Origin of the sequence: Massilia sp. CFBP9026 (assembly GCF_034045165.1) — a bacterium.
Taxonomy (GTDB): Bacteria; Pseudomonadota; Gammaproteobacteria; order Burkholderiales; family Burkholderiaceae_D; genus Telluria; species Telluria arenae.
The window spans coordinates 900822-918533 of record NZ_JAXCWH010000002.1 but is presented as its reverse complement, the minus strand read 5'-3'; the positions used below and the strand labels follow the sequence as shown (position 1 = coordinate 918533).

Here is a 17712-nt window from a genome sequence, read left to right as displayed (position 1 = left end):
CAGTGCCCACGTGGCGGAATTGGTAGACGCGCATGGTTCAGGTCCATGTGCCGCGAGGTGTGGGGGTTCGAGTCCCTCCGTGGGCACCAAAATCTACCTGGTTGTTGTAGGGTGGACGAATTTTCGTCCACGCGGAAGTAAGCATAGTGTTTGCAGTAATCAGTGCCCACGTGGCGGAATTGGTAGACGCGCATGGTTCAGGTCCATGTGCCGCGAGGTGTGGGGGTTCGAGTCCCTCCGTGGGCACCAAAATCTACCTAGTTTTTCCGGACTTCTCGTCCCGCAAAACGCCGTAGCCTTCTCATGAGGACTACGGCGTTTTGCGTTTTATGCCCTCTTTTTTCACTGCGTCGCCAAGTCGTCCAGGATCGGACAATCCGAACGATCGTCGCCATGACAGGATGCGGCCAGGCTTTCCAGCGTCCTGCGCATCGCTGCCATTTCCGCGATCTTGCGATCCAGCTCGGCGATATGCGCCAGCGCCATCGCGCGCACGTCGGCGCTGGCCCGGTGTTTATCTTCCCACAGCGCCAGCAAATCCCTGATCTGGTCCAGTGAAAACCCGAGCGCGCGGCCGCGGTGGATGAATTGCAGCACCCGCACGTCCTGTTCGCTGTACAGGCGATACCCAGCCTCGGTCCGGCGCGGCGCTTTCACCAGGCCGATCGATTCATAATGACGAATCATTTTCGCCGTCACGCCGGAAGCGCGCGCGGCGTCGCCGATGTTCAGGCTGAGCGTGGACTGCATGTAGTTCTCCTGTTGTTTGCAGCGCCAAGCATACACCTTCCCATAGTGGTAAGCTCAAGCGGCGCTTGACTTGCAGTCGAGAACGTCCGAGCATAGCCCCATGCAGATTCTCCGACCCGCAGCCATCGGGCTGGCACTCGTCCTCATCCTGTCCTCCGCCCTGGCCGGGCCGGCGCCCTATTACCAATGGCGCAGCAAGCTCACCGGCGAACTGGCCTGTTCGCAGACCCCGCTGGGTGAAGGATGGGAAAAATCAAACGGTCCCTATCGGGACATGCGTTGCGAAAAACTCATTGTTGTTAAATAATGAAAGTGGAAGAGGCGGCGTTTTGACAAACATCGCCGCCAAACTTCATTACATAACAGAGCAGCCACTGAGGAGACATCCATGTTTACCAGCCCGGAGCAGTTCGCAAACGCCACAAAAACCTTGTTCGACCTGCAGATGCAGACCTTCAACGCCCTGGCCGGCAAGACCGTCAAAGGCGTCGAGCAGGTGGTCGCCCTCAACCTGAACGCCGCGAAAAGCTCGGTTGACAGCACGATGGCCGCCGGCCGCAGCATGGCCGAAGCCACCCAGGCCGGCAACACGAAAGCCGCCTTCGACACCCTGGCTGCACGCATGCAGCCGGCCGCCGGCGTCACCAACGCCACCGAGTACGCGACCCAGCTCAAGTCCATCATCGACGAGATGCACGATGAGTTCCGCGGCGCCGCCGATGCCCACGTGGCGGAAGCGAAGAACACGCTGTCGGCGCTGATCTACGACGTCACCCAGAACGTCAAGCCGGGTTCGGAGAACGCGGTCGAGATCATCAAGGCCGCGATCGAGAACGCCTTCAAGGGCTACGAGCAGGTAACCCAGGCCACCCGCCAGGCGGTGCAGACCGTCGAAGCCCAGTTCGAGCGCGCCAGCTCGATCGTGACGCCAGGCGCCGGCAAGGCGCAGAAGTCCGAGTAATCGGCCCCCGTGCACATCCGGCGTCACGGCGCCGGATGCTCTATTCCCAGCAAGTCTTCCAGCCGCGCCAGCGAGGCGTCATCCTTGATCACCGAACGCAACCAGGCGTGCAGCGGCTGCTCGCCCCAGCGCGCGGCCTTCTCGGCCAGGTAGGCCACCGGGCTGTGCGGCTCGGTGCGGCGGAAGAATTCGGCCACCTGGCGCAGCTGGGCCAGCGCCTGGTCGCGGTGCGTCACCTGCCCGTCGAGCCGCACCGGCAGCGCGATTGCTGTGACGGTGCCGCCGGCTGCCGCCTCGGTCGGCGTCGACGCCCCTCCCGCCATCGCCACCGGCTTGATCAAGTCGACCACGTCGCCCAGCGCGGCCCGCCCGACGCTATAGCCCGGCCCATCGGCGCCAAGCTGGCCGTCGACCACCCGCTCCAGTTCCTGCAAGGCCGCCAGGCAGGCTTCGCAATCGGCCAGTAGCGCCTGCACGAAGGCGCCCTTGCTGCGCGCACGCGCCGCCTCAAGCTCGGCCACCGAATCAGGCCCCTTGGCGCGCGCGACTTCCCAGGCCTGCAGCGTCAGCACGCCGTTCTCGGCCAGCGGCATCGTCTTGACCAGCGGCGCAATCCGCCCCGCGAGCCAGGACAGGTTGCCGATGCGGCGCTCGAAGCCATCCTCGTCGGCCTGCGGGTGCAGCCCTTCCCAATAACGCTCGCACAGCGCCGCCACCAGTCCCAGGCCTTCGGCCAGGCCGCGCATGCCGCCGGTCTTCGCATTCGCCTCGGCCAGCCACACGGCCAGTTGCAAATCCTTGCTGCGGGTTTGCAGCAAGCCGGTGCAGCGCTTGCCGACCAGCTTCCAGTCGGCTTCCTTGAGCGCCGTGACCCAGGCGCCCTGCTCCAGCGAAGGATCGTCGGCCAGGCGCGCGCGCGCGATCTCGTCGACCTCGGGCGAAAACGCCAGGTCGGCGCCGCAGGGATTCTCCGGCGCGATCGGCGCCAGCAAAGCATCGATGTCCATCATCGCGCCCTCCTCAGGACTGTGTCGATTCGATCAGGTACTTGAACTTGCCCGCCTTGGTCGCGCCGATCTTCACGCGGGCGATGCCGCCGCCCTCGGCCATGCGCGCCAGCACGCTGTCGGCGATCTCCGGCAGCAAGGTACCGTTCAGGACGTTGTCGACGTTGCGGGCGCCGGAATCGACTTCGGTACAACGTTTCAATACGGCCTCCACCAGCGCCTCGTCGTACTCGAATGTCGCCTTGTGGTTGTCCAGCACGCGCGCGCCGATGCGGGCCAGCTTGAGACGGATGATATTGGCCAGCACCTCGTCGCCGATCGGGTAGAACGGCACCACCGCCAGGCGGCCCAGGAAGGCCGGCTTGAAGTGTTTCATGAGCGCGGGCCGCAGCAGTTCGGACAGCTGCTCGGGCGTCGGCAGCTCGCTCGCCGGCTTGTTCAGGCAGGCCGCCATTAGCTGGCTCGAGCCGGCGTTCGAGGTCAGGATGATGATCGTGTTGCGAAAGTCGATCTGGCGTCCTTCGGCGTCGTCCATCACGCCCTTGTCGAACACCTGGAAGAACATCTCGAGCACGTCGGGATGCGCCTTCTCGGCCTCGTCGAGCAGCACCACGCTATAGGGATTGCGCCGCACCGCCTCGGTCAGCACCCCGCCCTCGCCATAGCCGACATAGCCCGGCGGCGAGCCTTTCAGGCCGGAGACGCTGTGCGCTTCCTGGTATTCGCTCATATTGATCGTGATGAGCTTGCGTTCGCCGCCGTACAGGATGTCGGCCAGCGCCAGCGCGGTCTCGGTCTTGCCCACGCCAGAGGTGCCGACGAACAGGAACACGCCCTTCGGCTTGTTCGGATCGTCCAGGTTGGCGCGCGCGGTGCGTACGCGCTGGGCCACCACGTGACTCGCATGGCCCTGGCCCAGGATGCGCTCGTCCAGCATCGATTTCAGATTGACCACGGTGCGGATCTCGTCCTTGACCATGCGGCCCAGCGGGATGCCGGTCCAGGCGGCGACGATCTCGGCCACCGTGTGGCCGTCGACCTGCACCGGCACCAGCGGCGCTTCGCCCTGCAGCGCGCGCAAGGCCTCGTTCAATGCGCGCAAATCCTTCGCGCCGCTGTTCTCGCTGCGGCTGCCGGAGGCCTCCAGCTCGGCGCGCAGCTTGCCGATCTGGCCGGCCAGCGCCTGCTCTTCTTCCCACCTGCGCTGCAGCATCTCCTGCTCGGCGGCGGCGCTGCCGCGCTGCTGGCCCAGTGCCGCCAGCGCCCCTGCATGGTCGGCGCCTGCGCTGGCGTCACGGCTCAAGGCGCTGATGCGGGCGTCGAGCCGTTCGATGCGGCGCACGCAGTCTTCCAGCAGCGCCGGCGTGGCGCTCTGACCCAGCGCCACCTTGGCGCAGGCGGTGTCCAGCACGCTGATTGCCTTGTCCGGCAGCTGGCGGCCGCTGATGTAGCGGTGCGACAGGCGCACCGCCTCGGTGATCGCATCGTCGTAGACCCGCACGCCGAAATGCTGTTCCATCAGCGGCGCCATGGCGCGCAGCATGGCCGCCGCCGTGTCTTCGTCCGGCTCTTCGACCTTGATCACCTGGAAGCGGCGCGCCAGCGCGGCGTCCTTCTCGAAATACTTCTTGTACTCGCCCCAGGTCGTGGCCGCGATCGTGCGCAACTCGCCGCGCGCCAGCGCCGGCTTCAGAAGGTTGGCGGCGTCGTTCTGGCCGGCCGTGCCGCCGGCGCCGATCATCGTATGGGCCTCGTCGATGAACAGGATGATGGCGTGCGGGCTCTTTTTCACTTCATCGATGACGTTCTTGAGGCGGTTCTCGAACTCGCCTTTCACGCTAGCCCCGGCCTGCAGCAGGCCCATGTCGAGCGTGTGGATCTCGACGCCCTTCAACACGTCCGGCACGTCGCCCTGGGCGATGCGCAGCGCCAGGCCCTCGACCACGGCGGTCTTGCCGACGCCGGCCTCGCCGGTGAGGATCGGGTTGTTCTGGCGCCGCCGCATCAGGATGTCGATCGCCTGGCGGATCTCCATGTCGCGCCCGATCACCGGGTCGACCTTGCCGTCGCGCGCGCGCGCCGTCAGGCAGGTGGTGTACTGGTCGAGGGCCGGCGTGGCACGGGCGGCGGCCCGGGTCAGGTCCGAAGCGGCGTCCGTCCCGACGGCGCCCACGGCTTCCTCGGCCTGGATATCAGGCGCTTCAGTCGAGCCACGCGTCAAACGCTCCAAATCGTGCTTCAGGCGATCGAGCGGGAAGCGCGCGAACAGCTTTGATGCGCGCTGCGCCAGCTGGGCCAGCGACGGTTCGGTCAAGAGCGCCAGCAGCAGGTGGCTGCTGCGGATCCGGTTCGGCTGGCCCGAGCCCAGTGAGGCGATTAGCCAGGCATGCTCGAACAGCAGCGGCAGATGGCGCGAAAACACCGGCGTGCGCGCGCTGCCGGTGGCGAAACGCCCTACTTCGCGCCGCAGGTCGGCTTCCAGACCGGTCAGGCTGATGTCGCACTGGCGCGCGATCGCGGCCAGGTCGCTGCCCGGCTGCTCGATCAGGCCCAGGAACAGGTGCTCGACGTCGACCTCGTACTGGCCCAGCCCCAGGCAGATGCTGGCGGCGCGGGTGGCGGCGGCGCGGGTGGTGTCGTTCAGCTTGGAGATGAGCGTCTTGAGGTTGATGTCCATCGTGGCTCCCTTATTGTAGTGGCGTGGTGGCGCCGCTCAGGCCCTGGGCGGCCGGGCGGTGCGGTTGATTTCGTAGTGCAGCGACGACGGCTGCAGCACCGCATTGAAGTTGACCGGTTCGAGCAGGCCATCGACGGCGAGACGTGCATGGATCGCGAAGTGCAGGCGGTTGACGTCGCCCGCCTCGGGTTCGAGCACCGCGCGCGCATCGAGCAGGCGCGGTTCGTGGGTGGCGATCGCATCCTCGATGCTGGCGCAGACGGCGGCGCGGTCGACGCTGCTGGTCAGGCAGAAACCGGCGAAGTCGATCAGGCCGTAGTGCAGGATCGAGGTGCGCGCCGCGGGATAGCCTTCAAGGTGGGCGACGTCCAGCGCGATGCGGGTATTGAGCAGGGCTTCCAGGTCGCGCGCGACGCTTTCCTTGAGCTGCTCGACGCCCAGCGCGGTGCCGGCCACACCCTCCTCGACCATCAGGCGGTCGAGCAGGCCCGGCGTGAAGCCTTTCATGGTGCCTCCCGGGGATGTCGGATGCGCGGCGAGCTACGCTGGAAAGCGCAGCCGCCGCGCGCAAAAGAACGGCGAACGCCGCTCAGACGACCTTGTTGGCCGCCAGGTCCCAGCCGCCGGAGGTGTTGCCGCCGGCGCCGCCGGTGACCTTCTGCTGGGTGTACTTCCACTTGATCTTCGAGAATTTCAGGCCGACCGATTCCTGGATGATGCTGCCTTCGGCCACGCTGGGCTTGATGCCGCCGATCAGGACGTTCTCGAGCTCGATCTCGAAATACTTGATGCGCTCGCCCTGGCCGTCGGCGCGCATGAATTCCAGCTTGGCTTTCGGGATCGTCTTGCCGGCCGAGCAGGTCTGCAGCAGGATCGGCGACGCCAGGTCGGCCAGCTTGGTCAGTGCGATCTCCTGGTGCTCGCAGCGTTCGGCGGTGTGACCGCCGCCGGTGGACGCGGTGGCCGAACGCGGCTGGCTCACGCCCCACGCCACCGAGGTGCACTCGATCCAGTCCTTGTGCTTGTCGTCCATCGATTCGCCCTTGATCCCGTCGATCTGCAGGTACACGTCAATTGCCATGTTCTACTCCAAGTAAGTTAATGAAGATTGCTAGCTTTTGGTCGACTGCGGCAGCTCCGCGACCAAACGGAGCGAAACAGAGAGTTCATCGAGCTGGAAGTGCGGGCGCAGGAAGGAGACGGCGCGGTACACGCCGGGACGGCCCGGCACCTCGGACACCTGCACGCTGGCCTCGCGCAGCGGGAACTGCGCCTTCTGGTCCTGGCTCGCGTTATCGTCGAGCAGCACATATTGGGTCAGCCAGCGGTTCAGGTAATCCTCGACGTTGGAAGCGGCGGCGAAGCTGCCGATCTTGTCGCGCATCATGGACTTCATGTAATGGGCGATGCGCGAGACAGCGAAGATGTACTGCAGCTGCGACGACAGCACGGCATTGGCATTGGCCGCCTCGTTGTTGTACTTGCGCGCCTTCTGGGCCGACTGGGCGCCAAAGAAGGCCGCGTACGAGGTATTCTTGCAATGCACCAGCGAGATGAAACCGAGATCCGACAGCTCCTTCTCGCGGCGGTCGGTGATCGCGACCTCGGTCGGGCACTTCAGCGCCACCTCTCCCTCGTCGGTCTTGAAGGTGTGGGTCGGCAGGTTCTCGACCAGGCCGCCGCCCTCGACGCCGCGGATCGCGGCGCACCAGCCATAGTCCTCGAAGGCGCGCGTCAGGCGGGCGCCGAAAGCATAGGCCGCGTTGCACCACAGGTATTTGGAGTGGTCGCTGCCGTCCACGTCCTCGACGTAGTTGAAGCCCTCGGTCGTCATGCCGTCGGCCGGGTGGTATGGCAGGCGCCCCAGGAAGCGCGGCAGGCACAGGCCGACGTAGCGCGAATCCTCGGACTCCCTGAATGCCTTCCACTTGGCGTATTCGACGGTGTCGAACACCTTGGCCAGGTCGCGCGGTTTACCCAGGTCGCCGAAGCCTTCGACGCCGAACAGCTCGGGGCTGCTCGAGGTGATGAACGGCGCGTGGCTGGCCGCCGCCACATGCGACATCTGCTCGAGGAAGTAGATGTCCTCGGGCTGGCGCGAGATCTCGAAGTCGCCGATCAGGGTGCCGTAGGGCGCGCCGCCGAAGGTGCCGAATTCTTCTTCGTAGATCTTCTTGAACATCGTGCTCTGGTCAAACTCCATGGCCGACTGGAAGTCCTTGACCAGCTCACGCTTGCTGGCATTGAGCATGCGGATCTGCAGGTTGGCGCTGGTGGTGCTGTTCCTGACCAGGTAATTCAGGCCGGTCCAGCTGCGCTCGAGCTTCTGGAACTCGGGCGCGTGCATGATCGCCGAGAGTTGATCGGAGATCATGTGGTCCAGTTCCGCCAGGCGCGCGTCGATGGTGGCCGACAGATTGGACGAGATCACCATCGTCCCCTGCATCACCTGGCTCACCAGCTCCGAGATCAGGTCGCGCGCGCGTTCGTGCTCGCTGCTCGATGCCGCCACGCGGCTTTCTTCGACGATCTGGTCGAGCAGCGAAGCGTCCAGTTCCGGGGCAGTCGCCGTCGCTTGGGTGGATTCGAATACCGCCGCCATCTCACTCCCCTTTGCCTGGTTTGCGCAGGCTGTCGAGTTTTTCGGTATTGCCCAGCACCTCAGTCAGGATGTCTTCGAGCTTGTCGTTGCCGGCCAGCTTGTTGCGCAGGTCAGCCAGCTTGGTGCGCGCCTCGAGCAGCCCGGCCAGCGGCGCCACCTGGCGCACCACCGACTCGGGCCGGAAGTCGTCCATCTCGCGAAACTGCAGCTGCACCCCGAACTGGCCGCCTTCCGGCGACAGGTGGTTCTCGACCTTGAAGGTGGCGACGGGCGCGACGGCGCCCAGTACCTCGTCGAAATTGCCGGCGTCGACATTGACGAACTTGCGGTCCTTGAGGCGCTTCTTCTCGGCCTTGGGGTCGACGCCGAAGTCACCGACCACGCCGACCACGAAGGGCAGCTCCTTGTTCTCGATCGCGTCGCCGATCTCGACGTCATAGGTCATCTGCACGCGCGGCGCGCGCACCTTCTGCAAGCGTTTTTGTACGCTTTCGCTCTTGGCCATGTCGACTCCAGTGGGGGAAGATGGGATTACTTCAACACGTCGAACGGACTGGCGCTGCCGGCCGCCGGACGCGGCGGCGCCGCCACCGCCGGCTGGCTAGGGGTCCTGCGGGTCGATGCCGGACGCGCGGCCGGACGGGTCGTGACCAGCACCTCTTCGCCCAGGCTGGTGCGCAGCAGCTTGGCCAGGTCTTGCGCTTCGCTGCGCACCGAACCTTGCAGATTGTTCTTGCGCGTCAGGTCGGCCAAGGCCTTGCTGGCCACCCGCAGGCCGCTGACGGCCAGGATGCTGTAGGCCAGCGTGTCGTCGGGATCGCGCGCCAGCGCTTCCTGCGCGCTGCTGATGGCGTCGCCGTACTGGGTGGCGTCAAAGCGGATCTGGGCCATGCGCACCCAGGGTTTCTTGTCGACCGGGTGCGCCACGCTGGCCGCCTTGAGCAGGCTCACGGCCTTGTCGCTCTGCCCGGCCGCGAGGGCGGCATCGGCTTCGGCATAGATGTTTTCGGACACGGCGGCGCGCTTGGCGGTCGTGCCCGTGCCGTCGGTGACGCACCCGGCCAGGGCGGCGACCCCGACCAGCAGGGGTAACAGGCGTTTGTGGAACATGTTCGTCTCTCCAGTGGGTGAACAAGCCCCCATTATTCGCATCGCGCTTTTCAGGAAGTTGTGCACTGTCAATGAAAAAGCGAGTTCAGCAATCACTGTTGGATGTCGCTTGCGTTTGCGCCGTGTCAGCGCGCCCTGGCGCGGATGGGTTTCAATCCAACCTTGGTGCCTTAGGACAATTGCGAGGAGATCGTTGATGAGGACGTCCAACCGGGTCGAGCTGCTGGTCGTGGCAACCGTGCTGACAGCGGCGCTCGCCGGCTGCGGTGGCGCCGCGCTGGCGCCGCTGGCCAGCGTGGCGCTGGAGGCGGCCGGCTTGCGCAAGCCGGCCGAACTGCCCGAGTCGCAGAAGCCGCCGCGCAACGTGCCGCTCAAGCTGCACGCCGCCACCCGCCTGAACGTGGACGCGCGCGGCCAGCCGCTGGCGCTGGCTGTGCGCCTGTACAAGCTGCGCCAGAAGGACGCCTTCGAGGGCGCGCCCTACGCCACCTTCCTCGATCCGCGCCTGGAGCGCGAAAGCCTGGGCGCCGACCTGGTCGAGGTGCGCGAGATCATGCTGGTGCCGGGCCAGCGCTACGAGGTGACCGAAAAAGTCGCGCGCGAAGCCGGCCACGTCGGCATCGTGGCGCTGTTCCACACCCCTGCCGCCGGCCGCTGGCGCACCGCGGTCAGCAGCCTGGATGCCGAACGCGACGGCCTGAACGTCGGACTACACGCCTGCGCGATGAGCGTCGGCTCAGTGGGGAAAGGCGGCACTGCGGCGCTGGGCTCTGTGCGCTGTCAATAATCGTTTATGACTTTCCTGCAAGCTAGTCTTTTCTGAACGGCGAGGAGGCGATCGTGATGCCATCCAAGGTCTTATGGGGCGAGGGACTGTTCCTGCGGCCCCAGCATTTCCAGCAGCAGGACCGCTACCACGAGGCGCGCCTGAACCAGACCGCCTGCGCCTTGCACCCGTATTGCTGGGGCGTGCGCAAGCTGGCGGTCGACCTCGACGCGCTGCGCAGCGACATCCTGCGCATCGACGAGCTGTCGCTGCTATTCCCCGACGGTGAAGTAGTGCGCGCGCCGGGCGACGACGTGCTGCCGCCGCAGGTGCGCCTGGGCGACCTGCCGCCGGCGCAGCAAACGGTCACCTACCATGCCGCCCTGCCGGCGCTGCGCACGCATGGCGACAACTGTGCCAATGGGCTCGACGGTCATGAAACCATCGACGTGCGTTTCGGACGCATCGATCGCGAGACCCAGGATTTATATACCCAGGCCGCCGACGCCCCCGTCACCTACCTGCGCAAGGCGCTGCGCCTGGTGGCCGACAGCGAGCCGCTGGAAGCCTACGAAAGCTTTGCGCTGCTGCGCCTGCGGCGCGTGGCTACCGGCGGCTTCGAGATCGATCCCGGCTTCATTCCGCCCAGCCTGTCGATCGACGCCGTGACGATGCCCGGCGCCGGCCTCCATGTCGGCCTGGCGCGGCTAATGGAGAAGCTGCTGGCCAAGGTCAACGCGCTGTATGGCGACCTGCGCGAACCGAGCCGCAACGTGGTCGAGATCCGCGGCGGCGACGTGTCCTCGTTCTGGCTGCTGCATACGGCCAGCGCCGGCTATGCGGCGCTGGCCCACTACCTGCACCACCGCGAACTGCATCCCGAGCGCCTGTACGGCGCCATGCTTGAACTGGCCGGAGGACTGATGACCTATTCGCGCAGCTACCGCCTCGAAGACCTGCCCTCCTACGTCCACGCCGATCCCGGCCCGCAGTTCGCGCGCCTGGACGGCATCATCCGCGACCTGCTCGATACCGTGATTTCATCCCGCTACTTCACCATCGCCCTGCACAAGGACCGCGCGTCCTACTACCTCGGCGCGCTCGACTCGGGCCGCATCAATGCCCAGACCACCCTGTACCTGGCGGTGGCGGCAGATATGCCGGCGCTGCGCCTGGTCGAGGCGGTGCCGCTGCAGTTCAAGGTCGGCTCGCCCGAAGACGTCGACAAGTTCGTGCTGTCGGCGCTGCCCGGCGTGAAGCTGGTCCATGCGCCCCAGGTGCCGAGCGCAATCCCGGTGCGGCCCGATACCTATTACTTCGTGCTCGAAGGCCGCGGCGCGCTGTACGAGGCGATGCTCAAGGCGCAGGCGATCTCGGTGTACGTGCCGAGCGGCGTGCGCGAACTGCGCCTCGAACTGATCGCGGTGTCGGCATGAGCGCCTTCATCGAGCGCCGCGCCGCGCCAAGAGGTGACGCCGCCAACCGCCGCCAGCGGCTGGTGGACATCATGTACGAGGGCTTCCATGCCCTGTTCCTGCTCAAGAACGGCTGCGGGCCGCAGGACAAGGGCGCCTTCGCCGACAATATGACGGCCTTCCTGGCCGACGTCGACCGCAGCGCCAAGGCGCTCGGCATCGCGGCCGAAGACGTGACGGCGGCCAAGTACGCCTACTGCTCGGCGGTGGACGAGATCATCCTGCGCTCGAGCTACGAGGTGCGCGAGGCATGGGAAACCCGGCCGCTGCAACTGCGCGTATTCGGCGACCAGCTCGCCGGCGAGCATTTCTTCCACCGGCTGGAGGACTTGCGCGCCAAGGGCGCGCAGCAGGTCGAGGCGCTGGAAGTCTTCCATATGTGCCTGCTGCTGGGCTTCCAGGGCCGCTATGCGCTGGACGGCAAGGACAAGCTGGACTACCTGGTGGCGCGCCTGGGCGACGAGATCGCCCGCATGCGCGGCCGCACCCGCGGCTTCGCGCCGCATGCCGAGCGGCCCGACCAGGTGGTCAACCGGCTGCGCAGCGACCTGTCGCTGTGGGTGCTGGCGTCGGTATTCACGCTGGCCGGCCTGGGCGCCTACGTGGGCTTTCGCACGGTGCTGGGCAACGAGTCCGAGTTCGCGCTGGCGCACTACAATGACCTGGTCAAGCTGCCGCCGAAGGCAGCGCATGTGACCATCACGCTGCCTTGACCCCTTTGATCGTTGGCCCCAGCACGTCGTACCCGCGAAGGCGGGTACCCAAGTTTGCGTGCGCAGCCACAATCCTTCTTGCGGCTACGGTACGCGCTTGGATTCCCGCCTGCGCGGGAATGACGAGCAGAGGGTGCGGGACTACGTGTCGATGTGCAGCGGGCCAGATCTACTGAATCACCTTGAACTCGATCCGCCGGTTGCGCGCCTTGCCCTCCGGCGTGCGGTTGTCGGCCACCGGCCGGTCCGGGCCTTCGCCCGACACCGCGATCGATTCTTCCGCGATCCCCTGGCTCACCACATAGGCCTTGACCGCTTCGGCGCGCGCCTGGCTCAGCGACAGGTTGCCGGCGCGCGAGCCGGCATTGTCGGTGTGGCCGATCACCTCGACCTTCACCCCGTTGAGCTTTTTCAGCGCCGCCGTCATCCCGTCCAGCACTTCGGTGCCGGCCGGGGTCAGGGTCGCCTTGCCCGACTCGAATTCGATGATGCGGTCGGCCAGCGCCGCATCCAGCACGCCCTGCTGCGACACGGTCACGCGCAGGCCATTGTTGACCGTATAGGTCGGATTGAGCCGGGCCGCGATCTCGCCGGCGATCTGCTGGCGCTGGGCTTCGCTGGCAACAATGCCGCGCAGGCTGACGCTATTGCCCTCGACTTTCAGCTGGCCGCCCTTCACCAGGCGCAGGTTTGGGCCGATCAGGCTGCCTACGTAGTTGTTCCAGTTGGCCGGCGTCGAGACCGTGCCCACCGACAGCTGGTCGACCACGCGCTGCGCGCCATACACGCCGCGCAGGCGCTCGAGCAGCGCGGCCTTGGCGGCTTCGTCGGCGACCATGCCGCTGACCACGACCGGGGCCTCGGTCGCGCCGGGGGCCGTCTGCGCGGCCAGCGGCAAGGCGGCGGCCATCCCGAGGACCAGCAATGAGATGCGGGCTTTCATGTCAGGCTCCAATGAAGGTCTTCATGAACAGGTCGCGCGCCAGCGACAGCGGCAGGTCGGGCTGGGCCAGGTGGCTCGACAGCTGGCGCACGTCGGCGTCGAACTGCAGCTGCTCGTCGATCCAGTCCGTGTCCAGCAGCCGCACCTGCAGCTCGGCGCCGACCAGGGGATCGATCACGGCGCGCAGGGTTTCGGCCAGCGCCGCGCAAAAGCCCACTACCAGCACCGGCCGTTCTTCCTGGCGCGTGATGAACAGCGCCAGGTCGAACTGCGCGCGGCGCAGGAAAGGCGTGATCAGTTCGAGCCAGAAGGCGGCCACCGGATAACGCGCCGACGGGTTGTGCGGCAGCGGCAGCACCAGGCTTTTGTGCAGCTCGGCCGGCTGGCTGTGCATCACCGGCTGCAGCAGCAATCCGAGCGCCAGCACCAGGCGAGCCACCCCGCAGCGGTCCAGCAATGCATCGAGCGAGGCGATCGTGCCGTGCTCCATCCAGCGCGCCAGGGCCGCTTCGTCCCCAAGCCCGATCGCGCTGTCGGCGATCGCCTGCAGGTAGGCCGTGGGATCGCCCTCGCCCAGCACCTTGGGGCAGATCTCTTCCAAAAACACCCACAGCGGCGCGAACGCCAGCGGGCAACGGGCGACGAAGGCGGCGGGATCGCTTACTGCCAGCGTGCGGGTGGCGAGGAAGGGAAAGCGCCGTCCCGACTGGTCGTGGCTGGCCAGCAGGTGGCCGGCGACCGCGTGGTGACGCGCCGGGCCGACCAGCGCGAAACTCACCGGCGCCATCGCATCGTAGTGAAAGCGCCAGCGCGCGTCCGACGGCAGCAAGGTCATCACCTGCGCCAGCCAGGCGTCGAGCATGCCGATCGCGGCCGGGTCATGGGCCAGCTTGACGAAATCGGCGCGCGCCGGGACCTTGCCGAAGTAGCCGATGCGGTCCGCACGCATCACTGGGCTCCCGCGCTGGCCAGCGCCGGCGCTGCGTTCTGGACATCATGGCGGCCGACGATGGCCGGCGGCAGGCGCAGGCCGCGGAAGCCCTGGGCCTGGCTCTGGCCGCCGCCAGTGGACTGCGGGCTGCTGACGATCTTCAGGTCGACCGCCACCGACACGTTCTGCGCGCTCCAGCGCAGCTCGAACACGCCGCCGTCCTTGCGCGTGCGCTGGGCCGCCTCGAACAGGCGCTGCAGGCCGAACTGGCCCGGCTGGTTGAACAGCTCCACCGTGCGGCCATCGAAGGTGACGGCCGAAACCCGCGCGCCCGAGACGCCCTGTGGCCCCGGATGGACCATATTGCTCCAGCTTGGGGGCGTGTTCCGGTAGCGCAGCTGCTGGCCGTCGATTTCGAGCGTGTATTCGAGCGTGCCGGGCGCGCTCAGGGGCAGCACCTGGAACACGGTCTGGGCCGCCCCGCTGGCCGCCACGCCGTTGTTCGACAGCGGCGCCACCCAGCCCGGGAAGGCGGCCACCGCCTGCGGCGCCAGCGCGATGCCGATGTCGGCCCAGGTGCGCGCCGCCAGCACGTCGCCGCGCCGCACCACCAGCGGCCCCATCGCCGTGCCCACGAACTTGGCCACCGCGCCCTCGGGGCCGAACACCTGGCCGATCTCGCCGGGGGTCGCCTCGACGCTGGAATCCTGGGCGAACGGGTACTTGGTGGCCAGGGTGCGGGTAAACGGCTCGACCACCTGCGCTTGCCAGGTCTTGTTGATCTCGGCCTCGGACGGCAGCACGATCATGGCGAAGGTCTGGGTCAGCGGGCGCACCAGCAGCGGGCGCAGCGCCTGTTTCTGGCTGTCGCTCATCCCGGTCAGCATCTGTTCGTCGACATAGCGCAGCGCGTCGGCCAGCTCCGAGCCGCTGCCCTCCAGCGTCTGCTGCATGAACTGCTTGGCGCCGGGGCCCGGATCGCCCTGGTTCTTCAAGGCGTTCAGCCGCGTGCGCAGGCGCGACAGCGCATCGAGGTAGCCGGTCATCAGCGACGCCTCCTTTTCCTTGGCGCCGACCAGGCGCGCCACGCCCGCGAATTCGCGGCCGATGGGCCCCGCGCCTTGCTGTTGCTGGGCCAGCAGCTGGGCCGGGTCGACCGTGTCGGCCAGGGTGCGCGCATCGGACGGCGCGCGCCGCAAGACCACCTGCTTGAACCATTCGATTACCCCACGCTCGGTCTTGCCGATGGGCGCGCGCAGGCCGCCCGGATTGTCCCAGGCCGTCTCTTCGTAGATCGTGCGCAGCAGCTTGGCAATCGGCGAGGATTGCGGGTCGCCCAGGCGGTTCATGGCTTGCACGCTGGCGTCGAAGCCGCGCAGGTCGGTGATCGCCACGCCCTGCACGAACTTCGACCATTCGCGCGCATAGTCGGCCTTGTACAGGTCGATCAGCGCCTTCTGGATCTGTTCCGGGCTGCCTTCCAGCGTCAGGTCGTCGCGTGCGGCGGTCTTGAGCACCCAGTCGACGGTGTTCAGTTCCTTGTTGGAGGCGTCCCGGATCGCGCCCAGCACGAACTTGTCCCAGGCCGCGCGGGTGAAGGCGCCACTGATGGCGTGGCTGCCGGCCACCAGCGCCGCATCCTGCTCGCCGACGATGCGCGCCACCGTCACCGCCGGGAAGCGGGTGGCGGCGCGGGTCTTGATGTCGGCATACACGCGCTCGCGCGCCGGCGTGCCGCGCACCACGCGGCGCAGGTGTTCGCGGGTGGTGTCGAGCAGGCCCAGTTTATTGGAAATCTGCGGCCAGGCCGGGTCGTCGATATGGGCCAGGTGGAAGGTCATCAGGCGCTCGGCGCTGCGGATCATCTGCTCGCGCGGCATGCTGCCGCGGTTCGTCTCCAGCCATCCGCGCCAGTAGCGCGTGAGCTGGTCGTTCAGGTGGCCCGGCTCGGCATACGATTTATTGCCCAGCATGAGATAGGTCTTGAGTGCGTTGTAGGCGTCGCCGACATTCGTGGGCGACGCGTCCTGGTATGGCTGACCAGGCTTCGCCGTCGGCGTGGCCACCTGGTTCGCCGGATCGAGGCCGGCGGCCTTGTTGTTCACCTCCGTCAGCATGGTCTCGAGCGCGCCGGCGACCGGTTCGACCATCACCGCGCGCACCCCGGCGAAGTATTCGTCGCGCAGCTTGCGCGCCAGGACCTCGCCCTGATACAGGCCGAAGCCCAGCGCCCACGGCTTGTCGTCGGCATAACGCTCGAGCTGCTCGATGCGGTCCTGCAGGATGTCGAGCGCCTCCAGGCGCGACTGCAGGTCGATGCGGCCGGCCTGCAGCTTCATCACCTTGTCGAGATCCGACTGCACGTTGGCGACCAGCTGTCGGTTGCCCATGTACGACCACGACCAGCCGCCCATCGCGCAGCCCAGCAGGATGGTGGCGGCGAAGAAGGCGCTCAGCTTCCAGCGCGCCGCGGCCGGATTCGTGTAGCGCTTGACCAGTTCACGGTCGGCGAAGATCACCTTGCGGAACAGCTCCAGCAGAAAATACCCCGACTGCGAGCCTGACTGCTCCCCGGAGGCCTCGCCGCTCTTCCTGTCCTGCAGCGCCAGGTCGAAACGGCTGGCCACGCGCCGGCTCGACAGGTCTTGCACGCTCCCCTCCTGCAGCGCGCTGGTGAAATAAAAGCCGCGGAATACCGGCTTGAACTGATAGGTATTCTCTTCGAACAGCGTGGCCAGGAAGGCGCGCAGCGGCGTGCGCAGCGCGGCGAATTCCAGCGGGAAGGTGAACACGCCGGAGCGCAGCGTCGTGCTGCGGTTGGCGCCCATGCCGGCCAGGCTCATTTCCTTCAGGCCGTCGACCAGTTCGTCGAAATGTTCGTCGAAGAAGGCCAGCACGTCCTGCGGCGCGGCGCGCCGGTTGTAGCGCAGGGTCGCGCCCCAGATGCGCTCGCGCTCGGCCTGTTCGCTGTCGTGGAAGAAGTCGAGGAAGCCGGCGACCAGATCGGCCTTGGTGAACACCACGTACACCGGCGCGTGCACGCCCAGGCGCTCGGTCAGCTCCTGCACCCGGGTGCGCAGGTTCTTGGCCAGTTCGTGCGATGCAGTGGCCGGGCCGGCCATCAGCTCGGCCACGCTGACCGCGATCAGGATGCCGTTGATCGGCGCGCGCTGGCGGTGCCGCTTGAGCAGGTCGAGGAAGCCGAACCATTCGACGCGGTCGTCGTCCTGCACCGAGTAGCGCCCCGCGGTGTCGAGCAGGATGCCGTCGGTGGTGAAGAACCAGTCGCAGTTGCGGGTGCCGCCCACGCCCTGCAGCGCCTTGTTGCCGGGGATCGGGAAGCTCAGCCCCGAGTGCACGATGGCGCTGCTCTTGCCGGCCGCCGGGTTCCCGATGATCATATACCACGGCAACTCGTATAAGGCCGCGGCGCCGCGGGTGAGGCCCAGCTTCGAGGTCTTGATGGTGCCGACCGCCTCCAGCAGGTTCTTGCGCAGCACCGCGACTTCGTCCTTGCCGCCTTCGTCGGTGGCGGCTGCGCCGGCAATGGCGCCCGCCAGCTTGCGCGCACGGCGGGCGCGCCAGGCGCGGCGCAGCATCCACCAGATGCCCCAGCCGGCCAGCAGCGCCAGGGCGCCGATGGCGGCCCACACGATGCCGAGGCCGAGCAGGCCGGCGCCGATTACCAGGATGGCCGCCAGCGCGGCGACACCGATCGCGACCAGCACGCGGCTGTCGGCTAGGTACTTCCAGAGTCGTGCCATGGCGGGGTCTCTT

At 67.1% G+C, this 17712-nt stretch carries 16 protein-coding genes and 2 tRNA genes; 7 read left to right on the top strand and 11 right to left on the bottom strand.

All coding sequences use genetic code 11. The annotated features are described in order from the left end of the window. Nucleotides 1-4: 4 nt before the first annotated feature. Nucleotides 5-89, top strand: a tRNA-Leu gene (locus tag SOM28_RS08500). A gap of 75 nt (nucleotides 90-164) precedes the next feature. Next, nucleotides 165-249, top strand: a tRNA-Leu gene (locus SOM28_RS08495). 93 nt (nucleotides 250-342) lie between these two features. On the opposite strand, the gene cueR is transcribed toward SOM28_RS08495, so the two are convergent. After that, complete coding sequence (cueR, locus tag SOM28_RS08490) at nucleotides 343-732, bottom strand: Cu(I)-responsive transcriptional regulator (RefSeq protein WP_320467837.1); 390 nt, start codon at nucleotides 730-732, stop codon at nucleotides 343-345. 118 nt (nucleotides 733-850) lie between these two features. Here cueR and SOM28_RS08485 point away from each other — a divergent pair, with 118 nt between their 5' ends. Both SOM28_RS08485 and SOM28_RS08480 read left to right on the top strand, forming a co-directional pair. Next, nucleotides 851-1057, top strand: coding sequence for a hypothetical protein (locus SOM28_RS08485; RefSeq protein ID WP_123071449.1), 207 nt, complete (start codon nucleotides 851-853; stop codon nucleotides 1055-1057). A gap of 81 nt (nucleotides 1058-1138) precedes the next feature. Next, on the top strand, nucleotides 1139-1711 hold the full coding sequence (locus SOM28_RS08480) for a phasin family protein (protein WP_320467824.1): 573 nt from the start codon (nucleotides 1139-1141) through the stop codon (nucleotides 1709-1711). 23 nt (nucleotides 1712-1734) lie between these two features. Here SOM28_RS08480 and tssA read toward each other — a convergent pair whose 3' ends face one another. The 7 genes from tssA to SOM28_RS08445 all read right to left on the bottom strand — a co-directional run bounded on the left by tssA (nucleotide 1735) and on the right by SOM28_RS08445 (nucleotide 9107). Further along, entirely contained in the window at nucleotides 1735-2721 is a 987-nt protein-coding gene (tssA, locus tag SOM28_RS08475; RefSeq protein WP_320467823.1) for a type VI secretion system protein TssA, read from the bottom strand. Between the two features lie 10 nt (nucleotides 2722-2731). Continuing rightward, nucleotides 2732-5395, bottom strand: coding sequence for a type VI secretion system ATPase TssH (gene tssH / locus SOM28_RS08470; protein WP_320467822.1), 2664 nt, complete (start codon nucleotides 5393-5395; stop codon nucleotides 2732-2734). 36 nt (nucleotides 5396-5431) lie between these two features. Next, complete coding sequence (tssE, locus tag SOM28_RS08465) at nucleotides 5432-5902, bottom strand: type VI secretion system baseplate subunit TssE (protein ID WP_123067556.1); 471 nt, start codon at nucleotides 5900-5902, stop codon at nucleotides 5432-5434. A gap of 82 nt (nucleotides 5903-5984) precedes the next feature. Continuing rightward, nucleotides 5985-6476: an Hcp family type VI secretion system effector gene (locus tag SOM28_RS08460; RefSeq protein ID WP_123067557.1), complete on the bottom strand. Its 492-nt coding sequence runs from the start codon at nucleotides 6474-6476 to the stop codon at nucleotides 5985-5987. Nucleotides 6477-6506: 30 nt separating this feature from the next. Continuing rightward, nucleotides 6507-7997 carry a type VI secretion system contractile sheath large subunit gene (gene tssC / locus SOM28_RS08455; protein ID WP_320467821.1) on the bottom strand — a complete coding sequence of 497 codons (1491 nt, stop codon included), beginning with the start codon at nucleotides 7995-7997 and terminating at the stop codon, nucleotides 6507-6509. Between the two features lies 1 nt (nucleotide 7998). Further along, nucleotides 7999-8502: a type VI secretion system contractile sheath small subunit gene (gene tssB, locus SOM28_RS08450; RefSeq protein ID WP_320467820.1), complete on the bottom strand. Its 504-nt coding sequence runs from the start codon at nucleotides 8500-8502 to the stop codon at nucleotides 7999-8001. Between the two features lie 26 nt (nucleotides 8503-8528). Beyond that, complete coding sequence (locus tag SOM28_RS08445; protein ID WP_320467819.1) at nucleotides 8529-9107, bottom strand: tetratricopeptide repeat protein; 579 nt, start codon at nucleotides 9105-9107, stop codon at nucleotides 8529-8531. A 196-nt stretch (nucleotides 9108-9303) separates the two neighbouring features. Here SOM28_RS08445 and tssJ point away from each other — a divergent pair, with 196 nt between their 5' ends. Genes tssJ through icmH form a run of 3 tightly spaced genes read left to right on the top strand, consistent with a single transcriptional unit; the run spans nucleotide 9304 to nucleotide 12061 of the window. Further along, nucleotides 9304-9894, top strand: coding sequence for a type VI secretion system lipoprotein TssJ (tssJ, locus tag SOM28_RS08440; protein ID WP_123067561.1), 591 nt, complete (start codon nucleotides 9304-9306; stop codon nucleotides 9892-9894). Between the two features lie 56 nt (nucleotides 9895-9950). After that, nucleotides 9951-11309 (top strand): type VI secretion system baseplate subunit TssK, encoded by a 1359-nt coding sequence (gene tssK, locus SOM28_RS08435; protein WP_414675167.1) that lies wholly within the window; start codon nucleotides 9951-9953, stop codon nucleotides 11307-11309. Beyond that, nucleotides 11306-12061, top strand: a complete 756-nt coding sequence (gene icmH, locus SOM28_RS08430) for a type IVB secretion system protein IcmH/DotU (protein ID WP_320467818.1) — start codon at nucleotides 11306-11308, stop codon at nucleotides 12059-12061. The genes tssK and icmH overlap by 4 nt, the downstream gene beginning before the upstream one ends. Nucleotides 12062-12230: 169 nt before the next feature. Here icmH and SOM28_RS08425 read toward each other — a convergent pair whose 3' ends face one another. From SOM28_RS08425 to tssM, 3 genes are read right to left on the bottom strand one after another with little or no spacing between them, the layout of a single operon-like run. Continuing rightward, complete coding sequence (locus SOM28_RS08425) at nucleotides 12231-13004, bottom strand: OmpA family protein (protein WP_320467817.1); 774 nt, start codon at nucleotides 13002-13004, stop codon at nucleotides 12231-12233. Nucleotide 13005: 1 nt separating this feature from the next. Beyond that, nucleotides 13006-13953 carry a type VI secretion system-associated protein TagF gene (gene tagF, locus SOM28_RS08420; protein WP_320467816.1) on the bottom strand — a complete coding sequence of 316 codons (948 nt, stop codon included), beginning with the start codon at nucleotides 13951-13953 and terminating at the stop codon, nucleotides 13006-13008. Beyond that, nucleotides 13953-17699 carry a type VI secretion system membrane subunit TssM gene (gene tssM, locus SOM28_RS08415; RefSeq protein WP_320467815.1) on the bottom strand — a complete coding sequence of 1249 codons (3747 nt, stop codon included), beginning with the start codon at nucleotides 17697-17699 and terminating at the stop codon, nucleotides 13953-13955. The genes tagF and tssM overlap by 1 nt, the downstream gene beginning before the upstream one ends. Between the last annotated feature and the right edge of the window lie 13 nt (nucleotides 17700-17712).